The 25845-nt window shown below is 57.1% G+C and carries 20 protein-coding genes; 7 read left to right on the top strand and 13 right to left on the bottom strand.

Annotated elements, in window-relative coordinates:
* The first annotated feature begins 377 nt into the window (after positions 1–377).
* The 4 genes from ACR0NA_RS01420 (at position 378) to ACR0NA_RS01435 (ending at position 4429) form a co-directional block, all read left to right on the top strand.
* Positions 378–2129: an acetolactate synthase 3 large subunit gene (locus ACR0NA_RS01420; protein ID WP_480725467.1), complete on the top strand. Its 1752-nt coding sequence runs from the start codon at positions 378–380 to the stop codon at positions 2127–2129.
* A 68-nt stretch (positions 2130–2197) separates the two neighbouring features.
* Positions 2198–2758 carry an acetolactate synthase small subunit gene (ilvN, locus tag ACR0NA_RS01425; RefSeq protein ID WP_170652027.1) on the top strand — a complete coding sequence of 187 codons (561 nt, stop codon included), beginning with the start codon at positions 2198–2200 and terminating at the stop codon, positions 2756–2758.
* A 298-nt stretch (positions 2759–3056) separates the two neighbouring features.
* On the top strand, positions 3057–4214 hold the full coding sequence (locus ACR0NA_RS01430) for an aromatic ring-hydroxylating oxygenase subunit alpha (RefSeq protein ID WP_480725469.1): 1158 nt from the start codon (positions 3057–3059) through the stop codon (positions 4212–4214).
* A complete protein-coding gene (locus ACR0NA_RS01435) occupies positions 4211–4429 on the top strand; it encodes a hypothetical protein (protein ID WP_480725472.1) in 219 nt (72 codons plus the stop codon). Before ACR0NA_RS01430 ends, ACR0NA_RS01435 begins: the two co-directional genes overlap by 4 nt.
* 44 nt (positions 4430–4473) lie before the next feature.
* Here the strand turns inward: ACR0NA_RS01435 and ACR0NA_RS01440 are convergent, their stop codons facing one another.
* The 7 genes from ACR0NA_RS01440 to ACR0NA_RS01470 form a co-directional block, all read right to left on the bottom strand.
* Positions 4474–5247 (bottom strand): DUF2189 domain-containing protein, encoded by a 774-nt coding sequence (locus ACR0NA_RS01440; RefSeq protein WP_170652021.1) that lies wholly within the window; start codon positions 5245–5247, stop codon positions 4474–4476.
* A 23-nt stretch (positions 5248–5270) separates the two neighbouring features.
* Positions 5271–6668: an amidase gene (locus ACR0NA_RS01445; protein WP_480725476.1), complete on the bottom strand. Its 1398-nt coding sequence runs from the start codon at positions 6666–6668 to the stop codon at positions 5271–5273.
* Positions 6669–6778: 110 nt separating this feature from the next.
* Complete coding sequence (locus ACR0NA_RS01450) at positions 6779–7462, bottom strand: M50 family metallopeptidase (RefSeq protein ID WP_480725478.1); 684 nt, start codon at positions 7460–7462, stop codon at positions 6779–6781.
* A 24-nt stretch (positions 7463–7486) separates the two neighbouring features.
* A complete protein-coding gene (gene prfB, locus ACR0NA_RS01455) occupies positions 7487–8614 on the bottom strand; it encodes a peptide chain release factor 2 (RefSeq protein WP_480725480.1) in 1128 nt (375 codons plus the stop codon).
* A 157-nt stretch (positions 8615–8771) separates the two neighbouring features.
* The gene (locus ACR0NA_RS01460) at positions 8772–11261 is read right to left on the bottom strand and encodes a penicillin-binding protein 1A (protein ID WP_480725482.1); all 2490 of its coding nucleotides are present in this window, start codon (positions 11259–11261) and stop codon (positions 8772–8774) included.
* A gap of 95 nt (positions 11262–11356) precedes the next feature.
* Entirely contained in the window at positions 11357–12577 is a 1221-nt protein-coding gene (locus tag ACR0NA_RS01465) for an N-acetylmuramoyl-L-alanine amidase (protein ID WP_480725484.1), read from the bottom strand.
* Between the two features lie 66 nt (positions 12578–12643).
* Positions 12644–13816, bottom strand: a complete 1173-nt coding sequence (locus ACR0NA_RS01470; protein WP_480725487.1) for a pyridoxal phosphate-dependent aminotransferase — start codon at positions 13814–13816, stop codon at positions 12644–12646.
* Between ACR0NA_RS01470 and ACR0NA_RS01475 the strand changes: the two genes are divergently transcribed.
* The gene (locus tag ACR0NA_RS01475) at positions 13815–15194 is read left to right on the top strand and encodes a M48 family metalloprotease (protein WP_480725489.1); all 1380 of its coding nucleotides are present in this window, start codon (positions 13815–13817) and stop codon (positions 15192–15194) included. The genes ACR0NA_RS01470 and ACR0NA_RS01475 overlap by 2 nt on opposite strands.
* Positions 15191–15949, top strand: coding sequence for a DsbA family protein (locus ACR0NA_RS01480; RefSeq protein WP_480725491.1), 759 nt, complete (start codon positions 15191–15193; stop codon positions 15947–15949). Before ACR0NA_RS01475 ends, ACR0NA_RS01480 begins: the two co-directional genes overlap by 4 nt.
* Before the next feature lie 90 nt (positions 15950–16039).
* Here the strand turns inward: ACR0NA_RS01480 and ACR0NA_RS01485 are convergent, their stop codons facing one another.
* From ACR0NA_RS01485 to hemA, 6 genes are all read right to left on the bottom strand, one after another.
* Entirely contained in the window at positions 16040–18073 is a 2034-nt protein-coding gene (locus ACR0NA_RS01485) for an acyltransferase family protein (RefSeq protein ID WP_480725493.1), read from the bottom strand.
* 368 nt (positions 18074–18441) lie between these two features.
* A complete protein-coding gene (gene gntH / locus ACR0NA_RS01490) occupies positions 18442–19731 on the bottom strand; it encodes a guanitoxin biosynthesis MBL fold metallo-hydrolase GntH (RefSeq protein ID WP_480725496.1) in 1290 nt (429 codons plus the stop codon).
* 111 nt (positions 19732–19842) lie between these two features.
* The gene (locus ACR0NA_RS01495; RefSeq protein ID WP_480725498.1) at positions 19843–20313 is read right to left on the bottom strand and encodes a GNAT family N-acetyltransferase; all 471 of its coding nucleotides are present in this window, start codon (positions 20311–20313) and stop codon (positions 19843–19845) included.
* 4 nt (positions 20314–20317) lie between these two features.
* Positions 20318–21439, bottom strand: a complete 1122-nt coding sequence (ispG, locus tag ACR0NA_RS01500) for a flavodoxin-dependent (E)-4-hydroxy-3-methylbut-2-enyl-diphosphate synthase (protein WP_480725501.1) — start codon at positions 21437–21439, stop codon at positions 20318–20320.
* Positions 21440–21509: 70 nt separating this feature from the next.
* Entirely contained in the window at positions 21510–22733 is a 1224-nt protein-coding gene (locus tag ACR0NA_RS01505) for a helix-turn-helix domain-containing protein (protein ID WP_480725503.1), read from the bottom strand.
* 130 nt (positions 22734–22863) lie between these two features.
* Complete coding sequence (gene hemA / locus ACR0NA_RS01510; protein ID WP_170651994.1) at positions 22864–24087, bottom strand: 5-aminolevulinate synthase; 1224 nt, start codon at positions 24085–24087, stop codon at positions 22864–22866.
* 345 nt (positions 24088–24432) lie between these two features.
* On the opposite strand from hemA, the gene ACR0NA_RS01515 reads away from it, so the two are divergent.
* On the top strand, positions 24433–25818 hold the full coding sequence (locus ACR0NA_RS01515; protein ID WP_480725506.1) for a M20/M25/M40 family metallo-hydrolase: 1386 nt from the start codon (positions 24433–24435) through the stop codon (positions 25816–25818).
* The last annotated feature ends 27 nt before the right edge of the window (positions 25819–25845 follow it).

Here is a 25845-nt window from a genome sequence, read left to right on the forward strand (position 1 = left end):
GTGTGAGCGGTAACTTCAGGCCAATTTCGGACATTGCGCTGACGGTTTTGAACCATCGCGGCTATCCCGGATCAAATTTACGAGGGGTCACTTCCCGGATATTCCCAGCATGCGGCAATCTGCGCAATAAAATGTCGCAAAATCCATCACTCCGGACAGGAAATTTACACGATTGACGGTTGACGCCCCCTGCCCCCGCTCATAATGTCCCCTCCAGCAAAAAGGAGCCTCTGGCGATGAACACGCTAGTCGTAATCGTAGGAACCTCGCGCATGGGCCGGTGACGGTGAACCATAATCGAACCCATGCGCCTCCGAAAAATCGGGGGCTTTTTTTATGCTGAATGCAAGACACATGTCGCGAACGGAGCAAAGCAGATGACACGTGAGATGACCGGCGCAAAGATGGTGGTTCAGGCCCTCAAGGATCAGGGCGTGGACACGGTATTCGGGTACCCCGGTGGCGCCGTGCTGCCGATCTATGATGAAATCTTTCTGCAAAACGACATCCGTCACATTCTGGTACGCCACGAACAGGGTGCGGTACACGCGGCCGAGGGTTATGCCCGCTCAACAGGCAAACCCGGTGTGGCGCTTGTGACATCCGGCCCCGGCGCGACGAATGCGGTGACCGGATTGACCGACGCGTTGATGGATTCGATCCCGATCGTGGTTCTGACCGGTCAGGTTCCGACATTCATGATCGGGTCCGACGCCTTTCAGGAGGCGGACACCGTTGGCATTACCCGCCCCTGCACCAAGCACAACTGGCTGGTTAAGGACACCGACTCTCTGGCCGAGACGCTGCACGAGGCCTTCCACGTGGCGACCGCGGGTCGACCCGGCCCGGTTCTGATCGACATTCCCAAGGATGTACAATTCGCGACCGGCGAATACTCCTCTCCGAAGCCGTCGGTTTCGCACTACCAGCCAGTCGTCAAAGGTGACCTGGAAGAGATCACCGAACTTGTCGCGGCCATGGAAACGGCAAAGAAGCCCGTTTTCTACACTGGTGGTGGCGTGATCAATTCCGGTAAGGCCGCCAGCCAGCTTCTGCGTGAGCTGGTAGACTCAACCGGTTTTCCGGTCACATCAACCCTGATGGGGCTTGGGGCATATCCGGCATCGGGCGAAAACTGGCTTGGTATGCTGGGAATGCATGGCCTGTATGAGGCCAATATGGCGATGCACGACTGCGATTTGCTGATCAACGTCGGCGCCCGCTTCGACGACCGGATCACCGGCCGGATCGACGCCTTTTCACCCAACTCGAAGAAGGCGCATATCGACATCGATCCGTCCTCGCTCAACAAGGTGATCCGTGTGGATATCCCGATTGTCGGCGACGTTGCACATGTGCTTGAGGACATTCTGAAGGTCTGGAAATCGCGCGGACGCAAGACCGACGCGGCCAGCGTCAAGGAATGGCAGGCGCAAATCGCGGACTGGCGCAAGGTGAACTGCCTTGCCTACACCAACAGCGAAAAGTCCATCAAACCGCAATATGCGTTGCAGCGGCTGGAAGAGCTGACCAAAGGTCATGACCGCTATGTCACGACCGAGGTTGGGCAGCATCAGATGTGGGCGGCGCAGTTTCTGGGTTTCGAGGATCCGAACCGCTGGATGACATCGGGCGGATTGGGCACCATGGGCTACGGCTTTCCGGCCTCGATTGGTGTGCAGATGGCACATCCGGATGCGCTGGTGATCAACGTCGCTGGTGAAGCTTCGTGGTTGATGAACATGCAGGAAATGGGCACCGCCGTTCAGTACCGCCTGCCCGTGAAGCAATTCATTCTGAACAACGAACGCCTTGGCATGGTGCGCCAGTGGCAGGAACTGCTGCATGGCGAGCGCTATTCGCATTCATGGTCCGAAGCCTTGCCGGATTTCGTTAAACTCGCCGAAGCGTTTGGCGCCAAGGGTATCTGCATCAGCGATCCGGCCGATCTAGACGACGCCATCATGGAAATGATCAACTATGACGGTCCGGTCATTTTCGACTGTCTGGTTGAAAAGCATGAAAACTGCTTCCCGATGATCCCGTCAGGCAAAGCCCACAACGAGATGCTGCTGGGCGAAGCCGAAACGCAGGGCGTGATTCAGTCCGGCGGCGCGGTTCTGGTTTAACAAAATTCGACGAATTTTGTCGGGCGCCCGGTGCGCCCGACACTCTCAGGATGATGAAAGGGACATAAATGTCTGCCCTACATATCAAAAAAGGCTCCACCCGCCATTCCGCCTATAACCTACGTCCAACGTTTTCCGATGTGCAGGAACAACATACGATTGCCGTTCTGGTAGAAAACGAACCGGGTGTTCTGGCGCGTGTAATTGGCCTGTTTTCCGGCCGCGGTTACAACATCGAAAGCCTGACCGTGGCCGAGGTTGACCATACCGGCCACCTCAGCCGCATCACTATTGTTACCAAAGGCACACCGCAGGTTATCGAACAGATCAAGGCCCAGTTGGGTCGAATTGTAACCGTCCATGACGTGCATGACCTGACCGTCGAAGGCCCTTCGGTCGAACGCGAACTGGCCATTATCAAGGTTGTCGGCGCAGGAGACAAACGGGTCGAGGCGCTGCGTCTGGCCGATATCTTCCGTGCTAACGTTGTGGACAGCACGTTGAACTCCTTCATCTTTGAAATCACCGGTGCACCGGACAAGATTGATGCATTCGCCGACTTGATGCGCCCCCTTGGATTGGTGGAAATCGCACGCACTGGCGTGGCGGCACTGTTGCGCGGCGAATAGCCAGACATTACACGCCTGGCTGCCGCTTTGCGGCGCCGGGCCACCGCGGTTTCCCGGCGCCTCAGCGGCACTGATAGTGCTTAGCCGGTGAACCCTAATTTGTGGCGCCATCTATTTTGGTTTCGGAAAATACTCGGCAATTGGCGTGCGTATCCACCCATGACCGGGGTGGCCAGCCATCACCAGACAAACCGAACGCCCCAAACAATTTTGTCGCTGTGAGAAATGTCGAAGTCGCGGAAATCCAAGCGCCGGGTTGTCAGATGTGGCTAGCATCCTTCGAATGGAGGAGAGAGCATTGTCCGATAGCACCACCAGTTTGTCAGATGTCCGGCAGCCAATCGAGAACGCTCATGGGCTACCGAATGAACACTATACCGACGCAGCCGTTCATTCCGAGGAATGTCAGGTATTGCTGAAAGATGGCTGGGCCGGATTGGCGGTGACAGCGGATGTGCCCGAACCGGGCGATGCTAAACCCATTGAATTTCTTGGCATTCCCCTGTTGTTGCTTCGAGATCGTCAGGGTCAGGTGCGGGTATTCCAGAACATCTGTCGCCACCGAGGCATGATACTGGTCGAGGAACCGCGCAAGATCGAAGGTGCAATCCGTTGTCCATATCACAGCTGGTGTTATTCAACCGAAGGCAAACTGGTCGCGACACCGCATGTGGGCGGACCGGGGCAGAACTCACATGAGGGAATCAAGCGCTCGGAACTTGGACTGATCGAGGTGCGCAGCCATATCTGGCGCGAGGTCGTATGGGTCAACATCTCGGGCACTGCACCGGAATTTGAGCAGGAGAACGAGCATCTGATCAAGCGTTGGGCCGAGTTTGACAAGCCACTGTATCACGGTGGTCCTGAAAGCGCCTTTCGGTTAGACGTGAACTGCAACTGGAAACTGGCGGTGGAGAACTACTGCGAAAGCTATCACCTGCCCTGGGTCCATCCTGGTCTGAACAGCTATTCCCGGCTGGAAGATCATTACCACATTGAAGAGCGGGGCCTGTATTCTGGTCAGGGAACGCTGGTCTACCGACAATTGAAATCAGAAGATGGCAATGTGTTCCCCGACTTCGAAAATCTGAGCGACCATTGGGACACTGCTGCCGAATATATCTCGGTGTTCCCAAATGTCTTGCTGGGCGTCCATCGCGATCATGCGTTTGCGATCATACTTGTTCCCGAGGCACAGGATCGAACATCCGAACATATTCACCTGTTCTACGCGACCGCCGACACCGACGAGGAACTGCGCCAGCAGAACGCGGCACAGTGGAAGCTGGTCTTTGAAGAAGACGTTTTTGTGGTCGAGGGCATGCAGCGAGGGCGCGCCGCTCCAGGCTTTGATGGCGGCCGGTTCTCGCCGGTGATGGACGGACCGACACACCTGTTTCATGATTGGATTGCCGGGAAACTGCAGAGCCATCGAACGCCACAGGCGGCTGAATGAGCGATCTGGACGCGCGGTTGCTACGTGCGCATGAGGCCGCCGATAAGGCAGCCTTGGTCAGGCTTTACGAGGAAGCCGCAAACGCGGCTTCCGATGATGCTGCGCGGGGTTTTTACCTGACACACGCCTATATCTACGCGCTCGAATCTGGCGCGCCCGAGGTTGAACACCTTCACCAGCGCCTGATTGCAATGGGCCGTGAGGTTCCTTCGTAAGCACAACAACGAGCGCATACGGTGTGCCCTGATTGTTGTTGGTCTTAATCGTCGTCCACATCGGTAATCTGGCGGTACAGATGCCAGCTGGCATGGCCCAGCAAGGGCAGAACAAGGAACAACCCCAGAAACCATGGCGCCATGGCCAGAAACGTCAAAATGGCGATGAACACGCCCCAGACAAGCATGACTTTGGCATTGGTGCTTACATAGGCGTAGCTTGAGATCATGGCGGTTACGAAATCAAGTTCCCGGTCCAGCAGCATCGGGATCGACAGAACGGTAAGCATGTAAAGCAGCGTGGCAAAAACCGCCCCCACCACCGATCCGACAGCCAGCATAGTAAGGCCATTGAGGGTTTGAAAAACCTCTAGCGACGAGGACACGTTTGTCATGGTGGACAGCCCCATGAACAGGGCAAATATCATGTGTCCCAGAAAGAACCAGAACAAGAACATCACCACGATTATGGCGCAGATAGATGGCAACTGTCTGCGGCTTTGCTGAACAACGACGCCAAAAACGGCTCCGAAATCAAGCGGCTCGCCCTGCTCAAGCCTGTGTGACACTTCGTACAGGCCTACGGCGGCGAATGGTCCGATCAATGGAAATCCGATGGCAGCAAGGACCAGCCAATAGGTTGTTCCGGTGCGGATGGTGATCCAGGCCATTGCCCAACCCGCCAAAACGTAGAACCCGGCAAACAGCAACCCGAACAAGGGCGCCCGCTTGAAATCACGCCACCCCTTGCCCAACGCCTCGCGCAGCATGTCGAAATCGACCGGCTTCAGCTTGGGAACGCCAAATGGTTTTTCCATCGTCACTCTTTCCTCCCCCGTTCTCAGATCGCCGGTCTTTGCTGCGGCCATTCTGTTGCGGCATGATATGCTGCCGCCAACGACAACAGATCAGCGTCCGCTCCCCTTTTGCCGAAAATCTGCACACCCATTGGCAGGCCCGCATCGCCAAACCCCGCTGGTGCCGCAACACAGGGCAGCCCTAAAAGGCTGACTGGTGTCACCACCTGCATCCACCTGTGATAGGTATCCATCGCTTTGCCTGCGATCTCGGTCGGATAAGGCAGCTTTGCATCAAAGGGCCAGACCTGCGCGGCCGGCAGGATCAGTGCATCGTATTCCTCGAACAAGGACGCGGCCCGCCTGAACCAGGCGGAACGTATGACACTGGCGCGCTGGACATCCATGGCGCTCATTTCCAGCCCGCGATCCAGTTCCCACTGCGCACTGTCTTTCAGATGGGCGCGCCTCTCGGCCAAAGCCTCCAGACCACTCGCAACGCTCCATGAACGCAGGGTGATCCAGCTATCCCATATCTGTTCGGCCTCGAATGGTGGCGCCGCAGCCTCGACCGTGCAACCCAGGTCTTCGAACACTTTCAGGGCGGCTTCGCAGGTCTCCAGAACGCCGTCTTCCATCGGAAAGGCTCCGTCCCAGTCACCCAACCAGCCCAGTCGCAACCCTTTGACGTCGCGGGTGGCCAAGGGCGACACTGGCGTGCTGCAGAACGTATGCGGTTGCCGCGGGTCCGGGCCGGACATGACATCCAGAAGAATGCCCAGATCGGCAGGGCTGCGCGCCATCGGACCCAGAGTCAAAAGCTGGTGCAGGAACGTATCGCCGACGGGTTCGGAGGGGACACGTCCCCAGGTCGGTCGAAAGCCGTAGACGTTGTTCCACGCCGCCGGATTGCGCAGGCTGCCCATCGCGTCGGAACCGTCCGCAAGCGCCACCATACCCGTTGCCAGCGCAACCGCCGCCCCGCCCGATGATCCCCCGCATGACCGGGTGGAGTCGTATGGATTGACCGTTGTGCCATAAACCGGATTGAAGGTGTGAGACCCAAGACCAAATTCGGGAACATTCGTCTTGCCGATCAGAATTGCACCGGCAGCACGAAGTCTTCCGGTGATCAGATCGTCCGATTTCGGAACGTGGTCGCGAAAGATCGGAGACCCTTGCGTTGTTGCAATCCCCGCAACGTTGACCAGTTCCTTCACCGCAATCGGCAATCCATGCAGCGCGCCTCTGTTCGGACCCGAATCCAGCGCTGCTGCTTCATCCATCAATTCCCCCTCGTCCCGCAGCGCGACGATGGCATTGACCCCGCCATTGACCGCCGCGATGCGATCAAGCGTCTGGCGCATAAGGCTTGTCGCTGACAGACGCTGGTTTGACAGGTCGGCCAGAAGGTCAGCGGCGGAAGTTGTGTTCAAATCCATAGGCATAGGTTCCCGGGGCTGCGTGCGGTCAGCCTAGCGGTGCATCCAAGCCATTTAAACCCACTGTTTTGATGTATGTTTTCCAGCTTGCCAAAGGCAAAGCGCCCAGCTCATCTTACCTTGACGCTGAAGCGCAGATTGCTATCCCGCCCCAGCCAGCGTTTCATGCAAAACAAAATCACAATGAAACTCAGCACCAGCCACAAACCACCCCACAGCATCGTGGTTCCACCGAACTGGTCCGCCAGCATACTTGCGTCCGACCGGATGCCCGGGCGACGGATGGTATCGTCGAAAATATCATATGGAACGTAGATTATGCTGGTCAGGCCGATCACCCGCAGAACCATGTCGCAGACCCGCCTGTCCAGATAACGCGCCATGGCCAGCATCGATACGCCCATAGCCGCGCAAAAGAGCATCGGGAACGGATCACGAATATACAGAAGCGTCACCAGCAGCATGACACCTCCGAACAGGCCGAGCACGGCGCGGTCAGCACGCGTTCGCAGCGCGACGATCAACAGTCCCATTCCCAAAAGCAACGACCCGAGATACCCGGCAGTCAGAATGAAAAACGCGTTGCCACCGCGTGTGATCGCGTGGCCACCCTGCTGGACCGACAGCGAAATATCCTCGACCGCACCACCCGTCAGGATGGCGGCAAGCCCGTGTGACAGCTCGTGCATAAAGACGACCAGGATCTTCAGCGGCAACACGACGGGCGTGTCCCAAAAGGCAAACACAAGCACCGTGATCAGAATGAGCTGCCAGTGGCCCCTGAGAACTTGCATTTCAAAAGCGCCGCCAACCCGGCCTTAGCCCTCGGACTGGGCCTCGGAGCGGCTTTTGCCCGCGACATCCAAGGCCAGCGTGGCAGCCATGAATCCGTCCAGATCGCCGTCCAGCACACCTTTGGTATCCGAAGTTTCAAAGTTGGTGCGCAGGTCCTTGACCATCTGATACGGCTGCAGAACATAGGACCGGATTTGGTTCCCCCACCCCGCATCACCCTTGGCCTCGTGCGCCGCGTTGATCTCGGCGTTGCGGCGGTCCAGCTCTTGTTGATACAGGCGCGATTTCAGCGCTTTCATGGCGATATCGCGGTTCTGGTGCTGCGACTTTTCCGAGCTTGTCACAACGATCCCGGTCGGGATGTGGGTAATCCGTACCGCCGAGTCGGTGGTGTTCACGTGCTGACCGCCCGCCCCCGAGGACCGATACGTATCGACACGGATTTCCGACGGATTCACCTCGATCTCGATGTTGTCGTCAACGACGGGATACACCCAGACCGAACTGAACGAAGTATGCCGTTTGGCCGCCGCATCAAACGGTGAAATCCGCACCAGACGATGCACGCCGCTTTCGGATTTCAGCCAGCCATAGGCGTTATGCCCGGAAATCTTGTAGGCGGCGGATTTGATGCCTGCCTCTTCACCGGCCGTTTCGGATTGCAATTCGACCGTATAGCCCTTTTTCTCGGCCCAGCGGACATACATCCGCGCCAGCATTGAGGCCCAATCGCAGCTTTCAGTGCCGCCCGCGCCCGAGTTGATTTCAAGGAAGGTGTCGTTTCCGTCGGCCTCGCCATCCAGCAGCGCCTCAAGCTCTTTCTTGGCGGCTTTTCCCTGCAGCTTTTTGATCGACTCCTCGGCGTCCTGAACGACTTCTTCGTCCTCTTCCATCTCGCCCAGTTCGATCAACTCGATATTATCGTTGAGATCGGTCTTGATGGACTCATAGGTCTCGATGGCATCGACCAGCAACTGGCGATCGCGCATAAGTTTCTGTGCGTTCTCGGGATTGTCCCACAGGTTCGGGTCTTCGACACGCGCGTTGAATTCCTCCAACCGGTGCGGCGCGGTCTCATAGTCCATGCGCTGCGCCAGCAGCTCCAGAGACTTTTGTATTTCCGCCACGATGTTCTGGGTTTCGGCGCGCATGGTTTCGTCCCAACTTGCTCAATCAGGCCTGCGTGATAGCAAGAGGCGCGACCCGCCACAAGATGAGTGGCAAGCGAATACGCGCTTTCAGTCTTTCGTCATTAGACGCACGCAGTTCCGCGATCAGCCTTTTGTACATGACACGCGCGGCAGCTCGTCAATAAACGCCGCCCGTGGTCAAATCACCCTGATTTGCCTTCGGTCCGATAATGATGACCTTGCCTGTCGAGGTCTTGACCTGCCGTCCGGCGCGCTGCGCCTCTTCGAACAGCGGCAGTTCCGACCCGATGGCAAAACCGCCATCGTAAACACGGTCGAAAATGGCATCCACGCCATCGCGGAAATATTCGGCCACAACATATTCACCGCTGGCGTCTTCCGGCAGCCGGGCGCCGGTGATGCGGTCGATCTTGATGAAATGACCACCCGCCGGCACCTCGAACGGTCCACCGCCATATTTCTCGACTGCCTTTTCCATGAAGCTCTGGAATACGGGTCCGCACATCGAACCGCCATAGGCTCCACGCCCCATCGGACGGGGACGGTCATATCCGATATAACAACCGGCAACGATATTGGACGTAAACCCGATGAACCAGACGTCCTTGGCGTCGTTGGTCGTACCGGTCTTGCCAGCCGTCGGAACAGGCAGGTTCACAACACTTGCCGCCGTGCCCCGATCCACCACGCCTTTCATCATAGACGTCAGCTGATAGGCGGTGATCGCGTCCATCACCTGCTCGCGGTCATCCACAATACGCGGCGAGGCATTGGGCCTGATCTGGTCCGAGTTACAGTCCACACATTCGCGGTCGTCATGGCGATAGATCGTCTTGCCGAACCGGTCCTGAATACGGTCTACCAGCGTCGGTTCGACCCGCTCACCGCCGTTGGCGAACATCGCATAGGCGGCAACCATCTTGTAAAGCGTGGTTTCCTCGGCCCCAAGCGCGTTGGCCAGATAGGCGCCCATATGGTCATAGACGCCGAACTTTTCGGCGTAACCTGCAACCACAGGCATCGTGACCTCCTGCGCCAGTCGAACCGTCATCAAGTTCCGCGAGCGTTCGATCCCGGTACGCAGAGGCGTTGGGCCGTAGAACTTGTTCGATGCGTTCTTGGGCCGCCACAGTCCCTGTGGGGTGTTCACCTCGATCGGTGCATCCACCACGATGGTTGCCGGGCTATACCCGCTGTCCAAAGCCGCCGCATAGACAAACGGTTTGAAACTGGAGCCCGGCTGCCGTTGTGCCTGCGTCGCGCGGTTAAAGACCGTGTCCTGATACGAGAACCCGCCCTGCATCGACAAAACGCGGCCCGAGTTCACGTCCATCGCCACAAAGCCGCCCTGCACCTCTGGTACCTGACGGGCCGACCATTGGCCCTCTTCCCCGGCAACCACCAAAATAACGTCGCCACGTTTGAAGTTGGCACCGAAATCACCCTGCATCCATTTGATGTCCGAACGCGGGATGACACCATCAGCAGGGCCATCTTCGATCCCTACGGTCAGGGATTGTTCGGCAACGTTCAGTACTACTGCGGGATACCAGCGCGTCGGCAGCACCACATCACGCGGGATTTCCATGATCGCCAGCGCCTCGCGCCACTGCGTTTCATCGGCCAGTTTCTCTTCGGGGATCACCTCGCCCGTACCGCGCCATCTGCCGCGAGAGCGGTCGTATTTCTGCAATGCTTCCCGCAATGCACGCGCGGCTTCCACCTGCATTTCCTCATCAATCGAGGCGCGTACGCTAAATCCGCCGGTAAAGAATTCACCTTCACCAAAATCCTCACTCAACTGCCGCCGGATTTCATCAGTGAAATAGTCACGCGGTGGCAAAGCGGTGCGGAAGCTTTCGAAGTCGCCGTTCTGAACGGACCGCAGCGGCATATCAACCTCGACCTCATAGGTCACTTGATCGATATAGCCATTTTCGCGCATCTCGCGCAGGACATAGTTTCGACGGGCCAGCAGCCGCTCTTTCTGTCTTACCGGATGGTAATCCGACGGCGCCTTGGGCATCGCGGCCAACATGGCGGCCTCATGCGGCGCCAGTTCCTGTAGTGTCTTGTTGAAATAGGTCTGCGCCGCGGCCGTCACCCCATAGGAGTTCTGACCCAGAAAAATCTCGTTCATGTAGAGTTCGAGGATCTGCTCCTTGTCCAGCGTGTCCTCAAGCCGGGTCGCAAGGATGATTTCCTTGATTTTGCGCTCGGCCCGACGGTCGCCGGACAGCAGAAAGTTCTTCATGACCTGCTGTGTGATGGTCGACGCGCCGCGAACGGTTTCGCCCTTGGTTTTCACAGCTTCGACACCGGCTGCGACAATCCCGCGAATGTCATAGCCTTGATGGGAATAGAAATTCTTGTCCTCGGCTGAAATAAAGGCCTGCTTCACCAGATCCGGAATTTCCTCGGACGGGGTGAAAAGGCGGCGTTCCTGCGCAAATTCGTCAATCAGATTGCCTTCGCCCGAATAAATTCGGCTGATCGTCGGCGGCTTGTACTGCGCCAGCGATTCATGGCTGGGAAGGTCGCGCCCATACATCCAGAACACCGCCCCGATGGTCAGGGCGGCCATAAAAATACCCAATGTCACGAGGCTGAAAATTGCCCCGAAGAACGAAAGAATGAACCGGATCACGTTGCTGCCTTTTTTCCGCGGTGCCGCCTATATAGTGCCGCCCCGCCCAAGGGTCAAAACACGAAGGCGCTTTTTAGCCATTTTGCGCCGCAGGGTCACTGGCCAATCAATGATCTCTTGGCCAGATCCTCCTGACGCCATTTTTCCAGCCCCAGATGTATTCCTTTAGCCATCGACGCGCGCCATTCCGGATTCTTAATGTTCTTCACGTCTCTGGGGCTGGATAGAAACCCAAGCTCGACAAGAACCGACGGGATGTCCGCCGCCTTGAGCACCGAGAAAGACGCCTTTCGGATTGGCCGCCGGTTCATCGGACCGCCCTGCTGCCCCATCCCATCCGCCAAAGCCTGTGCAAGAGACCGGGTCCGCGGCAGCGTTTCCAGCCGCGCCAGGTCCAGCAATATATCGGCAACCTGATCGTCCGCACCACTCAGATCGACCCCTGAAATCAGATCGCCCCGGTCATGCCTTTCGGCCAGTTTGGAACTGGCAATATCCGATGCAGCTTCGTCCAGCGTATAAACCGTCGCGCCATGCGCCAGCCCCTCGGACAGGGCGTCTGCATGAAGCGATATGAATACGTCCGCCCCGGCGCGGTGCGCCAGCGCGATCCGGCGTTCCAGTGATACAAACTGATCATCCGCGCGGGTCATCACGACCTCGAACCCATCAGCGCGCAGCAGTATTTCCCGCAACTCGCGGGCAAATGTCAGCATCAGCGTCTTTTCATCGGTTTCACCCGCTTCGGCCCCCGGATCAATGCCGCCGTGCCCCGGATCGAGCATCACACGCAGGGGGCGGTCAGCAGGGTCTCCGATAATCCCCCCGACCTGAGCGGGTTCCGGCAAGTCCCATCTGGGATCGTTGGGCGCACCGGAGCCAGCCGCAAATTCGTTGGCGTCTGTCTTTTGCAACTCCAGCGTCAGGGCCGCCGAGCCAGTCACGGTATCGACGCGCAACTCGACCTGCCCGACTGCAAGCGGTTTCCCCAGATCCAGCACCATGCGCGACCAGCCCGGCACGTAGGTGCCGAAGCGCACCCCTTCGATACGGTTCGTCTGCAGAAATTCCTCTGGATTCAGACCGGACCAGTCGACTTCCTGAAAATCCAGAACCAGTCTGTATGGCTCGTCCAGTGTGAACACACGGTATGGCACGCCCTGGCTGAGGCCCAGTTGCATCAGCACGCCCGAAGAACCGGCCTCGGCAATCCGGCTATCAGCAGGTTCGACGCGGGCCAGCGCGCTAAAATTCTGCGCGTACGCCACGCCAACAAGCGCCCACCAGAGCGCAAAGATAATAAGAATTCTGCTCATGGCCTCAGCTTGGTCCGAGATCGTTTGTCGTAGATCCTACAGCACACAGCTGCCCTTGTGAACGCCTTAGACTTCGACCGACTCTGCTGAGATCACACCGCGCGCCGTCATGAAGGTTCGCAACCGCTCAAGCCCCTCTTCGATATCCACGGTGGACCGGGCGTAGGAAAAGCGCAACGTTGTATTGCCCCGCACAGGATCAAAATCCAGCCCCGGTGTCACGGCGACACCCGCCTTTTCCAGTATTTCCGCCGCAAAGGCGCGGCTGTCATCAGTCAGATCCGAGACATCCGCGTAAACGTAGAAAGCACCATCCGGCGGTGCGATGTTGGTAAACCCGGCTTTCGGCAGCCCCTCCAACATCAGTTTACGGTTCTGTCGATAGACATCCAGATTGGCCTGCAACTCGTCCTCGCATTCCATTGCAGCCAGAGCCGCCACCTGACTGGCATGAGGGGCGCAGATGAACATGTTTTGCGCAATGCGTTCGACAACGCGAACCTGATCCTCGGGTACGACCATCCATCCGACGCGCCAACCTGTCATCGAGAAATACTTGGAGAACGAATTTATGACATAACATTCGTCCGTCAGTTCCAGCGCGGTAACAGCCTTGGCCTCGTATTCCAGCCCATGATAAATCTCGTCACTGATGAATGAAGCACCCTGCCCCTGCGCCGCTTCGATCAGCGCCGCCATCGCCGCGTGATCCAGCATCGTGCCGGTGGGATTTGCGGGCGACGCCACCATGAGACCTGCAAGATCAAGCCCCGCCAAATCCGCCGGAACAGGTTGCAGCCGGTTTTCCGGCGCCGTCGGAATATCCACCGGAACCAAGCCCAACGCGCTTAATATCTGGCGGTACGACGGGTAGCCGGGCGCGCCGATGCCCACTCGGTCGCCACTGTCAAAAAGCGCGGTAAACGCCAGCAGAAATCCACCGGATGACCCGGGCGTGGCGATCACGCGTTCAGGGTTAAGATCCACATCGTACCACTGTCCGTAAAGCTTTGCGATCCGTTGCCGCAGCTCGGGAATGCCCAGCGAAACGGTGTATCCCAAAGGAGAATCCTCCATGGCCTTCGCCAATGCCTGCACCGCCCCTTTGGGCGCGCCGGTTCCGGGTTGGCCAACTTCCATGTGGATAATGTGGCGGCCGGCTTCTTCGGCCTTTCTTGCGGCCTCCATCACATCCATCACGATAAAGGGATCGACCCTGGACCGGCTTGAGTTTCTCATGCCCTTCTCCCATGTTGCAGCCATGGCTTTTGAACGCTTATCCCGGCTGGCGTCAATCCCGGCCCTTGCTATGGCACTCGCCGCATGGCTTTTGAGTGCAATTCAGGTAAGCGCGCAGGGTCTTATTCGCGATCCGGATATCGAACACGGTCTGCAAGAACTGGCATTCCCGGTTCTGCGCGCGGCTGGCCTGAATACAAACCGGGTCCGCGTTCTGGTCGTGAACGACCTGCGTTTCAATGCGTTCGTGATCGATCACAACACGATCTTCGTGAATACCGGCCTTATCCTAAGCGTTGAAAGGGCCGATATGCTGCAGGCCGTGATCGCCCACGAAGCAGCGCACATCGCCAATGGCCATCTGGCCCGACGCTCTGCCAACCTGCAGGCCGCGCAGCGTTATGCAACCTTGGGCACGGCACTTGCTCTGGTCGCCGCTGCAGCTGGGGGTGGTGAAGCCGCAGGTGGTATCGCGGCAGGAACCGCAAGCTCTGCGCTGCGGGGTTTCCTAAGCCACACACGCGCCGAAGAATCCGCCGCTGACCGTTCTGCGGCCAGTTATCTGCGTTGGGCTGACATCTCACCCAAAGGTATGGTCGAGCTTCAGCGTAAGTTTGCAGGTCAGGAATTGCTGACCTCCGCCAATCAGGACCCCTATTTCAGATCACACCCCATGAGCCGGGACCGATTGCGCGCAGCCGAGGCCTTTCTGGACGAATTCGGCGACAAAGCCCCCGCAAATCCGAACGCCGACTATTGGTTTGCACGGGTCAAAGGCAAGCTTTCGGCATTCACGCGCTCTCCGTCATGGACGCTGCGCCGCGCCCAAGAAGAGACAGAAGACGATATCCGTCTGATGCGCGAGGCATCGGCGCATCATCAGAACCGAAATCTGTCAAAATCACTGGCGGCAATCGACGGTGCCTTGGCCATCCGGCCTGACGATCCTTATTATTACGAGTTGAAAGGGCAAATCCTGCTGGAAAACCGCCGGGTTAACGAGGCCATCGCCGCCTATCGGAAAGCTCAGGAACTGGCACCGAACAATGCGCTGATTCTGGCCGGGTATGGTCGGGCTCTGTTGGGCACCGGGCAGTTCAAGGACGCCATACAAGTACTTGAAAAGGCTCGCGCAAGAGACTATCGAAACGGCCGCTTGATGCAGGATCTGGCGGTTACTTATTCACAATTGGGAAACAACGGCATGGCATCGACGGTGACGGCAGAAAGATTCGCCTTGCAAGGCCGCCTGATAGATGCCGGAATTCACGCAAGGCGCGCCATAGGACAGTTGCCCGAAGGATCACCGGGTTGGCAACGAGCTCAGGATGTGTTGATTGCATCGGAACGCGCGCAGAAAAGGAAGAAACGAAAATGATGATCAGACTTGCCGCCCCCGCCCTTCTGGGCCTTTCCATGCTGTCAGGCCCCGCGCTGTCTCTGGACCTGAATTCGATGAGCGATGCCGAAAAGGCCGAATTCGGCGCGCAGGTGCGCGAGTATCTGCTTGAAAACCCCGAAGTCATCATCGAGGCGATCAATATCCTCGAAGAGCGTCAGGCCGCCTCTGAGGCATTGGCGGACAAGGAACTGGTTGCCAGCAACGCGGATGAATTGTTCAACGACGGGTTCAGCTGGGTCGGCGGCAATCCCGAAGGTGATATAACTCTGGTCGAATTCATGGACTATCGCTGCGGCTACTGCCGCCGCGCCGTGCCCGAGGTCGCCAACCTGCTGAAAGAAGACGGCAACATCCGGTTGGTCATCAAAGAATTCCCGATCCTCGGAGAGGCGTCAGTCACATCCTCGCGCTTTGCGGTGGCGACAAAACACGTCGCAGGTGATGACGCCTACAAGCAGGTTCATGACGCATTGCTGGAATTTGGTGGCGATATCAGCGAGGTCACCCTGCGCCGCATCTCGGACGGTCTTGGGCTGGACACCGATGCGATCATGACCGCCATGAACAGCGACAAGGTGACAGAAGAAATCTCGAAAACCCGTGCTTTGGCGCAACGGCTGCAAATCTCGGGAACGCCGACTTTCGTGCTCGAGACGGAAATGCTGCGCGGGTATCTGACGGCGGATCAGATGCAAAACATCGCCAACGGCGTCCGCGCTGACAAAAGCTGACGTTATCGGAACGCCCGGTTGACCTGACCACTCAACCGGGCTGTTTCATGGGCGCCGAAGAACACACAGTGTTCAGCCGGGGCGCGTTGATTACTGCAATTTTACTTCGATCGCCTGCTGAAGAACGGGACCCAGTCTGCGCGAGAAGCTTTCCGAAAAATGACCACCATCCGCTTTTACCAAGTGGTTTCCGATCTGTTGCGGGCAAACCAATTCGGTTGAGCAAACCCAGAACGTCAGATCTAGGAACGGCAAACCTGCATTTTCCGCCGCATCTACTTTCATCAGCGCCAGCTTTCTTTCGAACTGCGTGTCCTTCGTCGGTTCGCATTTGTTGGGAACCGCATGATTTTGAATCATGCAATTTGCCCGTGGCGGCGATTCAACAACAACCAGCGGAAAATCCACTTTCACGAGCTCTGAATAAAATGACACGGTGCCCTCGCGCATTTCCGCAAGCCCTTCTTCATCCACGTTCTTGGACATGAGCCGTTGATAGGCGCTGATCGAGGAATCGGCCGCTATCACAAGCTCAGGCTCGGCAGTCCTGAGCATGTCCAGAACCCGCCCGCGGTGTTCTTCGCACCTCTCGAATTCTGCTGTCTCGCTCCAGGTGTGAACGCTTACATCCGCCAACGGGCATTGGCCCAGAGTGAGCACAAGTATTTTCCAGTCTTCGCCATAGGCTTCGCGGATCGCGGGCAGCAGATGTATGGCCCAGGAATCTCCGATCAGCGCCAGTTTCCTGTCAGACGACGCGTTTCCATATTGGCAGGTCTCACGCTTTGCCTTGGATAGAACATTCAGGCACCCGTCAACGACCCATTCCGAAGGCAATGCATCCTTGCCTGCGGGCTGATCCGTCAGAGGCCACGCCCGTTTCTCAAGTGTAACGCCAAGATCGTGCTGAATGTCGCTTACGACAGAGTACGGCCTGTCCAGAAACGGGACGGCTTCCAACTGACGACGAACGTACTGTTGGGCCAGAATGCCGCCAACTGTCGGGACGAGCATCGCAACCGCGGCTAATCCAAACACGAGTACCATCCTGCCCGGTGCCGCCTTTTTCCGGCGCAGCGGGTTTTCTACGAAGATCAGTGTCAGCCACGCCAGCAAGAACGTCGTTGCAACGATGGCCACCCCCTCCAGCGGTTCGTAATTTCTATGAAAAACAAAGGGGAATACCACGATGATCGGCCAATGCCACAGATACCCCGAATACGAAGTATTTCCCAGAAAGCGGATCAAACCCAAACTGCTGATGGAGGACCAGGACCAGGCACCCGGCTGACTGCCCGACCAGATGACCAGCACAGTACCTGCAACTGGGATCAGGGCGATCACCCCAGGAAATGGAGTTGAACCCGAAAAAGATATGGCGCTGACAACGATCAAGCCAATTCCGAACCACGTGGTGACAAACGGGACCGATCGGTACCTGCCTTCAGCGCTCGAGGCGCGGGGAAGCGCGTGAAGCAATGCACCCAATGCGAACTCCCACGCTCTGGTCCCGGTCGAGAAATATGCCAGCCCGGGCGAATTCGCCGTGGCCGAAACGGAATAGGCCAGCGACAGGACAAGTACTGCCAGTGCCGTCCAGAAAAACACCCGGGTCTGCGCTGCTGCACCATTGGCGTTTCGAAAAATACGAAAGGAAGCGATCAGAATGATCGGCCACAGCAGGTAAAACTGTTCTTCAATCGAAAGCGACCAATAGTGCTGAACCATTGTTGGCTGGTTTTCCGCCGCGAAATAGCTGACCTGTTCAAATCCGAGCCACCAGTTCTGCACATAAAACGCGCTGGCAATAATTTCCGAAACCGTCTGTTTCCAAAGTGCTTTCGGCAAAAAGCTGACAGTCAGCAGTACACATGCACAAAGCACAAGGGACGCGGCGGGCAAAAGACGCCTGATCCGCCGCTGCCAGAACCGTGCCAGATCAACAGAACCTGTGTCAGAATGTTCGCGCAGCAGCTGGCCGGTTATTAGAAACCCTGAGATCACAAAGAAAACGTCCACACCGACAAACCCGCCGGGCAAGACCTCGGGCCAGACATGAAAAACGACAACCAGCATGACTGCCAGCGCCCGCAACCCGTGGATTTCCTGCCGGAACTGCCCCATGAATGTCTTTTTCCTTGTTTGTCAGAATTCATCCATCGCCGGTAACGAATACCTACGTTTCGTGGAGATACCCAGATTTCCGGTGTTTTCCTATGCGAAAGACGATGCGGCAAGGATTCCGAAAAATTGCGTGTGTTCTGGCCGCATTTACTGCCCTTCCCGTGTTCAATGCGTAATGGGAAATAGCGCAGACATACCCGATCACTAGTGTTCTGAGACTGCAAAGCCTGACAGGGCCTTGGTGTATCGGGTTTTCCCCGAAACACACCGTGGCTTAGCTGTATTTTTCACACATTGGTTCAGACCGGCCTGCCACGGGTACGTTACCGATTGTCCCTCAACAGCGTCTGAAGTGGTCTGCCTGTATGCTATTCGTCGCCGGGATAAGGAAAGTCGCGGCCCAATGCCTCTGACGCTTCCTCGAATATCGGGCGCAGAACATCATCGACGTCCCAGACACCTTCGGCAATGAAGTCCGTGTAACCGACGGCCTCGACCGGCAAACCCCGGTTTGTAGCAAAGGTTTCACGATCTTCAGGTTGCGGCGGTTGGGCCGACGCAGCAAGAGGCGGCGACCAGGTCTGTTCTTCGGTGTGGGCCATGCGAACCCTGATGTCATCCTTGGTCACATTCCAGACCATGAAATCGTTCGCCAGGCTTAGTGGCCCGTCATACGTGGAACGCACACGCTCATAAACGGCGGTCGTTGTGTCCCAATCATTGAAAAAGTGATAGGCGACGGCCATACGGGGCTGAATCTCTGACATGACTTTTCCGAACGCTTCCGGGGCCGTGTGAATTTGCGTGCCAACGATCAGCGCGGACTCTGGTGTAAACCGCATCTTGTTCACGATATCCGGAACCGCCACAAAACACTCATGAATGACGATATCGGCGTCTTTGGCATATTCGATAAACCACTTGTTCGGGTAAGTGTCAGAGCTGAATACGAATTTCAGATCGTTCCACTCCAAGGCATAACTGACTGAGCCGTCTATGGAGTGGATCGCCGGGAAGGAACGAATAACAACCCCGTTTTCTTCAAAAACGATCTGGTTTTCACCGGTATAGTCAAATTCGTTGACCTCCAGAAAATACCCTCGTGGATCGGTGGCGCCCGCCCGCCCGGCCAGATCCCAGGTCAACATTCGCTGCATACCGTCCAGGGCGTACGCGGTCCCGAGTTCCGGCACTGCACCACTTGGTCCCCAAACACGAAGAGGCACGTTGCGCCCCATTAAGGCACCACCAACAAACAGATCATGCAGCGCACCGAAGTGATCGGTGTGGAGGTGCCCGATGAACACTTTGTCTAGATAGTTATAAGGTATCTGTAACGACGAGATGCGCTCTGCCGAGCCCGAACCGATGTCGAACAAGAACTTGTCGCCATTTCCCAGTTCGACAAGAAAGCAGGCTGCCGCCTGTGCCGCCCGCGTTGTGGGCATCCCGGTACCGCAGGCGATAACTCGCATTTCGTCGGACATCAGATCTTCTGTATTGGGGTAATACGTGTCCCTCGGTCGATCTCTGACATTTATCGGAGATACCTCAGCCTCAGCTTCCTGAGCGTGCAAGGGCTCGGTCGGGATCGTACCGGCGATCAAAAGCAAGCTTGCGATAAAAGCGGAATAATTGCTCCATTCGGGTAGTTTCATAAGATTTCCCCCACAGACATAAACAAATTCCAATAATATTATAAATTTTTGGAAATCGATAGTTAATTGCCCGGCGTCCGGTCCACCCGCATCAGACCAGCTTTGAAATGTCTATGATTTCAGAAACTTCTCGAACGTTGCTTTAGCAAAATCACCGGCCTCCGGGCCGTCGCGACCTGTCTCGGCCCACCCGTTTCGCAGATAAAACCCAATCGCCTGAGCGTTGCCGACAAAGGTTTCCAATTGCGCGCGATCATGCCCTGCGGCACGCATCTGTGCCTCGCACCACGCAAGGATCGCCGTTCCGACGCCTGTTCGATGCAGCCTGACATCCACCATCATCAGGTGAATGAAACCTTCCCAGTAGATCACAAATCCCGCAGTCCGGCTGTATACACGCGCGATGTACAGGTTGGGTAGATGAGCGGCGATTTCGGCGTCCGACTGTCCACTATCGATGAACCCGATAACGGTTTCTTCCCCCAGAAAGACCGAGGCGGTCTGACGCAAAGTTTCGCGCGCGATCTTTTGCACCACGGGTAAATCCTCGGGCGTCGCATGCGATATGGTCAGACCTTCCATTTCTCTATTCGGCAGCTTCCCGCGTTGCGTCGATCTCTGCCGCCTTCTTTTCAACTTCTTCGACGATGTGATCAATCATCTTATCGTTCGACATCTTGTGGCTGGCCTTTCCGGCCAGATAGACCATGCCCGACCCTGCCCCGCCACCGGTAAAGCCTACATCGGTCATCAGCGCCTCACCCGGACCGTTCACTACGCAGCCGATGATCGACAGGCTCATCGGTGTTTTGATGTGTTCCAGCCGTTTTTCCAGTGTTTCCACGGTCTTGATGACGTTAAAACCCTGCCGCGCACAGGACGGACACGAGATGATGTTGACGCCGCGATGACGCAGGCCAAGGGATTTCAGAATCTCAAAGCCAACCTTGACCTCTTCGACCGGATCAGCGGACAGGCTGACGCGGATCGTGTCACCGATGCCCATCCACAGGAGGTTGCCCAGACCGATTGCGGATTTGATGGTGCCGGACACCAGCCCCCCGGCCTCGGTGATACCCAGATGGATCGGGGCGTCTGTGGCTTCGGCAATACCCTGATAGGCAGCGGCGGACAGGAATACGTCACTGGCTTTCACGCTGATCTTGAATTCGTGAAAATCGTTGTCCTGCAAAATACGGATATGCTCCAATCCGCTTTCAACCATCGCTTCGGGGCACGGTTCGCCATATTTCTCAAGCAGATGCTTTTCCAGACTGCCCGCGTTTACGCCAATCCGGATCGAGCAATTGTGGTCGCGCGCGGCCTTGATGACCTCTTTCACACGCTTTTCGTCACCGATGTTGCCCGGATTGATCCGCAGGCAGGCAGCGCCAGCTTCAGCCGCTTCGATCCCTCGGCGGTAATGGAAGTGAATGTCCGCCACGATGGGCACCGGGCTTTCGCGCACGATCTCTTTCAGCGCTTTCGACGACGCTTCGTCCGGGACGGAGATCCGCACAATATCGGCGCCCGCCTCGGCAGCGGCCTGAACCTGAGCGACCGTTGCCGCAACATCCGTGGTCAGAGTGTTGGTCATCGTCTGCACCGCAATGGGTGCATCGCCGCCAACGGCCACATTTCCGACCATGATTTGGCGGGATTTGCGACGATAGATATCGCGCCAAGGGCGCACGTGATTGATGGACATGGGAACGGGTCCGCGTCTGCTCCGGTTGCACTTTAGATAGTTCGGCGACCGGGTCACCGCAATGACAAGATTACTCGGTGGGCGCTTCGGTCGCTTTGGTCTGCAACTCGGCAACCAGTTGCCTGAGGGCGCTGTTATCGTCCGAGCTCATATCTGCCTCAGCGAATACCTCGGTTACAGAGTCAGGTGTCAGGACAACGCCTTTGGCAACTGTCCCCGGCGCACCGACCGGGCCATAGTGTTGACCGTTCACAGCGAAATACACCGAGCCGGCGGCCCCGGCGCGCAGTTGCGGCGCCTCTTCGGTCAACGGCACCTCAAAGACATTGCCTTGCTCGACGGTGCCCAATGTGCCCTCAAACAAGATGCTGCCATCTGCGCTGCTCACCCGCATCCAGGCAGGGTTAACGGCAACAATCTTCAACGACGGCTCGAGTTCCTCCACAACCTGCGGAAGGACGTTTTCTTCAACAATTTCGATCGCTGCTGTCTGTACCTGTTGTACCTGAGGCAGTTCCGGCGAGCGGAACGTGCCAACGGTGCGCGGATCAAGCGTCGAAATCGGTGCGTCACGGGCTACCAGAACCGGGACATCCAGCGCCTGCGGGCGATAAAGCCGATCCAGTGCGTCGCTTGCCGGGGCTATCGGGCCCGCCGTCTGAATTTCATCGGACCGGTTGCGCGCCTCATCCAGCGGATCAAGATCCGACAACACGACAGGCGCCTGCTCAACAGGCGCGACCTGAACCTGCTGAACTTCTTTCAACACGGCCCATCCGCCATATCCCATGCCCGCGATCAGGGCCAAAAGCACCAGTGAGGACCCCACGGCCCTTGGTTCGATCTGGTTAAAAAAGGATTCCTTGCCGGGCACGAACGGAGTGTTCGGAGAAATGAACGGGTCGCGCCCCATTGGGCCGCGCGACGGCAGGCTGTCGCTGGATTTTCTGACAACAGACGCTTCGGCGGACATGCCATGCGCCACTTCAAATCCGCTTTCCTTGCAAAATGTCGCGAACGTTTCGTCCGGGTTCATTCCCAGATAACGGGCGTAAGAACGCACATACCCGGCGATAAAGCCGGGTGTATCAAATGCGTCGGGGTCGGAGTTTTCTATGGCAGCGATGTAGTTGGCCTTGATCCGCAATTCTCGCTGAACATCAAGCAACGATTTTCCCATCGTTGCACGCTCGCCTCGCATGACATCGCCAAGCCGCAACTCAAAATCATCAAAGCCCTTTGGCTTGACGTTTTCGGTGTCGTCGGATTCGCGCTGTGTCCTGCGCCCTATCATTCTTGCTGCCCCATTTTGCCTGTCGCGTGTTTCACGCCGGATGGCGATTCGTCCCCAAAACGATTCGACCAACTCTTTTGTTACTTCAAGAGTAACACGCTGCAAGCGAGTTGCACACTATAGCGTGAGGTTAACCGGCAAGTTCGGCGCGATTTAGCGCACAATGTGACCAAAGTTCGTCCAAAGCATTCACCAATCGGTTCATTTCGTCCGGGCCATGCACCGGGGACGGCGTGAATCGCAACCGTTCGGTTCCGCGTGGAACGGTAGGAAAGTTGATAGGCTGCACGTAGATTCCAAAGCTCTCCAACAGCATGTCACTCAACTTTTTGGTGTGAACTGGGTTGCCAACCATGACCGGAACAATGTGGCTGCCGTGATCGATCAACGGCAATCCCAGCCCCTTCAGACGTAGTTTCAGAATCTTGGCCTGCGTCTGGTGCCGCTCGCGCAGCTCGGGCGCGCGCTTGAGAAAGGCAACCGAAGCCGCTGCACCTGCCGCAACCGAAGGCGTCAGCGACGTGGTAAAGATAAAGCCGGGCGCATAGGAACGCACCGCATCGCACATCTTGGCGCTTGCCGCAATATAGCCACCCATCACGCCATATGCCTTGGCCAGTGTACCGTTGATGATGTCGATGCGATGGGCCAGCCGGTCACGCTCGGTAACGCCGCCACCGCGCGGTCCGTACATGCCAACCGCATGAACTTCGTCGATATACGTCAAAGCACCGAATTCATCGGCCAGATCGCAAATCTCTTCGATTGGGCCAAAATCGCCGTCCATCGAATAAATCGATTCAAAGGCGATCAGCTTAGGCGCGGACGGATCGTCCGCCTCAAGCAACTCGCGCAGATGGGCGACATCGTTGTGACGGAAGATGCGCTTGGCCCCGCCGTTACGACGCACACCTTCGATCATCGAGGCATGGTTCAGCGCATCAGAATAAATGATCAGGCCGGGAAACAGCTTGGGCAAAGTTGACAGCGTGGCGTCATTGGCGATGTAGGCGCTGGTGAACAACAGCGCGGCTTCTTTGCCGTGCAGATCCGCCAACTCGGCCTCGAGCCGCTTGTGATACACAGTGGTGCCCGAAATGTTCCGGGTTCCGCCCGACCCTGCGCCGGTGGCATCGATTGCATCGTGCATCGCCTCAAGCACCACCGGGTGCTGGCCCATGCCCAGATAGTCATTTCCGCACCACACGGTGATGTCCTGTTCGGACCCATCCGGACGCGTCCAGACCGCATGAGGGAAATTGCCGTTGCGGCGTTCGATATCGATGAAAGTCCGGTACCGGCCTTCTTCATGTAGCTTGGCGATCGCACTATCGAGCTGAGCTGTGTAGTTCACCGATTCCTCCTTGGTCGTTCGACCGACAATATTTCACTTTGGCGGCCAAACCATGTTCAGCATCGCAATCGGCTTGCGCGACTGTACATAAGTCTATCATTCACCTTCAGGTCGCCTGACTACATCCGGGTACGACGTCGAGGCATTGATTTGCATCAAATATCTCTTTGAACCTGCACTCTCAAGTAAAGTTACGGCCAAAGGACGCGAGGAAACGACGCAGGTGTCCACAGGCAACAGCCTCTGGTTTCCGATAATATACACCATTCCGGCCTGCCCGGGCTAGACGGCACCGAATGCCCTGCTAGGGTCCGCGCCAGGATATGAACCTTTCAGGAGTACATCATGTCGCTTGACGCTGTATTGACCCAAATCGACTCGGATCTGTCATCCTCCATGGATCGCCTTATGGAGTTACTGCGAATCCCATCCATTTCAACCGACCCCGCCTTCAAAGAACATTGCGACAAGGCTGCGGACTGGCTTGTGGCGGATCTGAAATCCATCGGAATCGCAGCGGAAAAGCGCGACACGCCCGGTCACCCGATGGTCGTTGGGCATGTGGGTGAGGATGGCGACGGACCGCATGTCCTGTTCTATGGCCACTATGACGTCCAGCCGGTCGACCCGCTTGAACTATGGAACCGCGACCCTTTCGATCCTGCCCTGGAAGACACCGCAAACGGTCAGGTCATCCGTGGACGCGGGTCCTCTGACGACAAAGGCCAGTTGATGACCTTTGTCGAGGCCTGCCGCGCTTGGAAGGCCGTCCACGGTAAATTACCCTGCCGCATCACGTTCTTTTTCGAGGGCGAAGAGGAGTCCGGCTCGCCATCACTGGTGCCGTTCCTTGAAGAAAACGCGGCAGAGCTGAAGGCTGATTTAGCGCTTGTTTGCGATACATCGATGGTCTCGCGTGGTGTTCCGTCGATTGCGGCACAATTGCGGGGAATGCTCAAGGATGAGTTCACCATCGTGGGTCCCCGGATTGATCTGCATTCGGGCCACTATGGCGGACCGGGCCTGAATCCCCTGCGCGAAATCTCTCGTATCGTTGACTCTTTCTACGACGAGGAAACCGGCCGTGTGGCCGTCGAAGGTTTCTATGAAGGCGTTCATGAGGTTCCAGCCGAGCAGTTGCGGCAATGGGAAAACTGTGGCTTTGACGAAGCAGAGTACCTGAATTCAGTCGGCTACACCCAGGCACATGGCGAAAAAGAATATTCCACTCTGGAACAGCAATGGGCGCGCCCAACGCTGGAGGTAAACGGACTTTGGGGTGGCTACAACGGTGCCGGATCGAAAACCGTGATCCCATCCGAAGCCCACTGCAAGATCACCTGCCGACTGGTGGGCGACATGGATCCTGACGCGTTGCGCGACAAGATCCGCAAACACGTTCAGGATCGCCTCTCCCCTGACGCCAGTGTCGTCTGGGACAATGACCTTGAGGGCTCGCCCGCTTCTGTCATGAACATCAACCGCCCCGAATTCGAAGCAGCACGCAACGCGCTGTCAGACGAGTGGGATCGCGAGGCGGTGTTTACCGGCATGGGAGGATCAATCCCGGTGGTCGGATATTTCGACTCGATTCTGGGCCTGGATTCGATGTTGGTCGGCTATGCCAACGACGATGATGCAATCCATTCGCCGAACGAAAAATACGACGTCAAAAGCTTCCACAAGGGAATTCGTTCCTGGGCGCGCATTCTAAACGCGCTTAACTCCTGAGGATTTGACTGGATTTTGCGAGGAGGC

It is taken from the genome of Ruegeria sp. C11 (assembly GCF_056537725.1).

What these genes read in the sequence shown, in the direction of transcription:
- ACR0NA_RS01420 (WP_480725467.1), top strand. Translation starts at nt 378, where the DNA reads ATGACACGTGAGATGACCGGCGCAAAGATGGTGGTTCAGGCCCTCAAG.
- ilvN (WP_170652027.1), top strand. Translation starts at nt 2,198, where the DNA reads ATGTCTGCCCTACATATCAAAAAAGGCTCCACCCGCCATTCCGCCTAT.
- ACR0NA_RS01435 (WP_480725472.1), top strand. Translation starts at nt 4,211, where the DNA reads ATGAGCGATCTGGACGCGCGGTTGCTACGTGCGCATGAGGCCGCCGAT.
- ACR0NA_RS01440 (WP_170652021.1), bottom strand. Translation starts at nt 5,247, where the DNA reads ATGGAAAAACCATTTGGCGTTCCCAAGCTGAAGCCGGTCGATTTCGAC.
- ACR0NA_RS01445 (WP_480725476.1), bottom strand. Translation starts at nt 6,668, where the DNA reads ATGGATTTGAACACAACTTCCGCCGCTGACCTTCTGGCCGACCTGTCA.
- ACR0NA_RS01450 (WP_480725478.1), bottom strand. Translation starts at nt 7,462, where the DNA reads ATGCAAGTTCTCAGGGGCCACTGGCAGCTCATTCTGATCACGGTGCTT.
- prfB (WP_480725480.1), bottom strand. Translation starts at nt 8,614, where the DNA reads ATGCGCGCCGAAACCCAGAACATCGTGGCGGAAATACAAAAGTCTCTG.
- ACR0NA_RS01465 (WP_480725484.1), bottom strand. Translation starts at nt 12,577, where the DNA reads ATGAGCAGAATTCTTATTATCTTTGCGCTCTGGTGGGCGCTTGTTGGC.
- ACR0NA_RS01475 (WP_480725489.1), top strand. Translation starts at nt 13,815, where the DNA reads ATGCCCTTCTCCCATGTTGCAGCCATGGCTTTTGAACGCTTATCCCGG.
- ACR0NA_RS01470 (WP_480725487.1), bottom strand. Translation starts at nt 13,816, where the DNA reads ATGAGAAACTCAAGCCGGTCCAGGGTCGATCCCTTTATCGTGATGGAT.
- ACR0NA_RS01480 (WP_480725491.1), top strand. Translation starts at nt 15,191, where the DNA reads ATGATGATCAGACTTGCCGCCCCCGCCCTTCTGGGCCTTTCCATGCTG.
- ACR0NA_RS01485 (WP_480725493.1), bottom strand. Translation starts at nt 18,073, where the DNA reads ATGGGGCAGTTCCGGCAGGAAATCCACGGGTTGCGGGCGCTGGCAGTC.
- gntH (WP_480725496.1), bottom strand. Translation starts at nt 19,731, where the DNA reads ATGAAACTACCCGAATGGAGCAATTATTCCGCTTTTATCGCAAGCTTG.
- ACR0NA_RS01495 (WP_480725498.1), bottom strand. Translation starts at nt 20,313, where the DNA reads ATGGAAGGTCTGACCATATCGCATGCGACGCCCGAGGATTTACCCGTG.
- ispG (WP_480725501.1), bottom strand. Translation starts at nt 21,439, where the DNA reads ATGTCCATCAATCACGTGCGCCCTTGGCGCGATATCTATCGTCGCAAA.
- ACR0NA_RS01505 (WP_480725503.1), bottom strand. Translation starts at nt 22,733, where the DNA reads ATGATAGGGCGCAGGACACAGCGCGAATCCGACGACACCGAAAACGTC.
- ACR0NA_RS01515 (WP_480725506.1), top strand. Translation starts at nt 24,433, where the DNA reads ATGTCGCTTGACGCTGTATTGACCCAAATCGACTCGGATCTGTCATCC.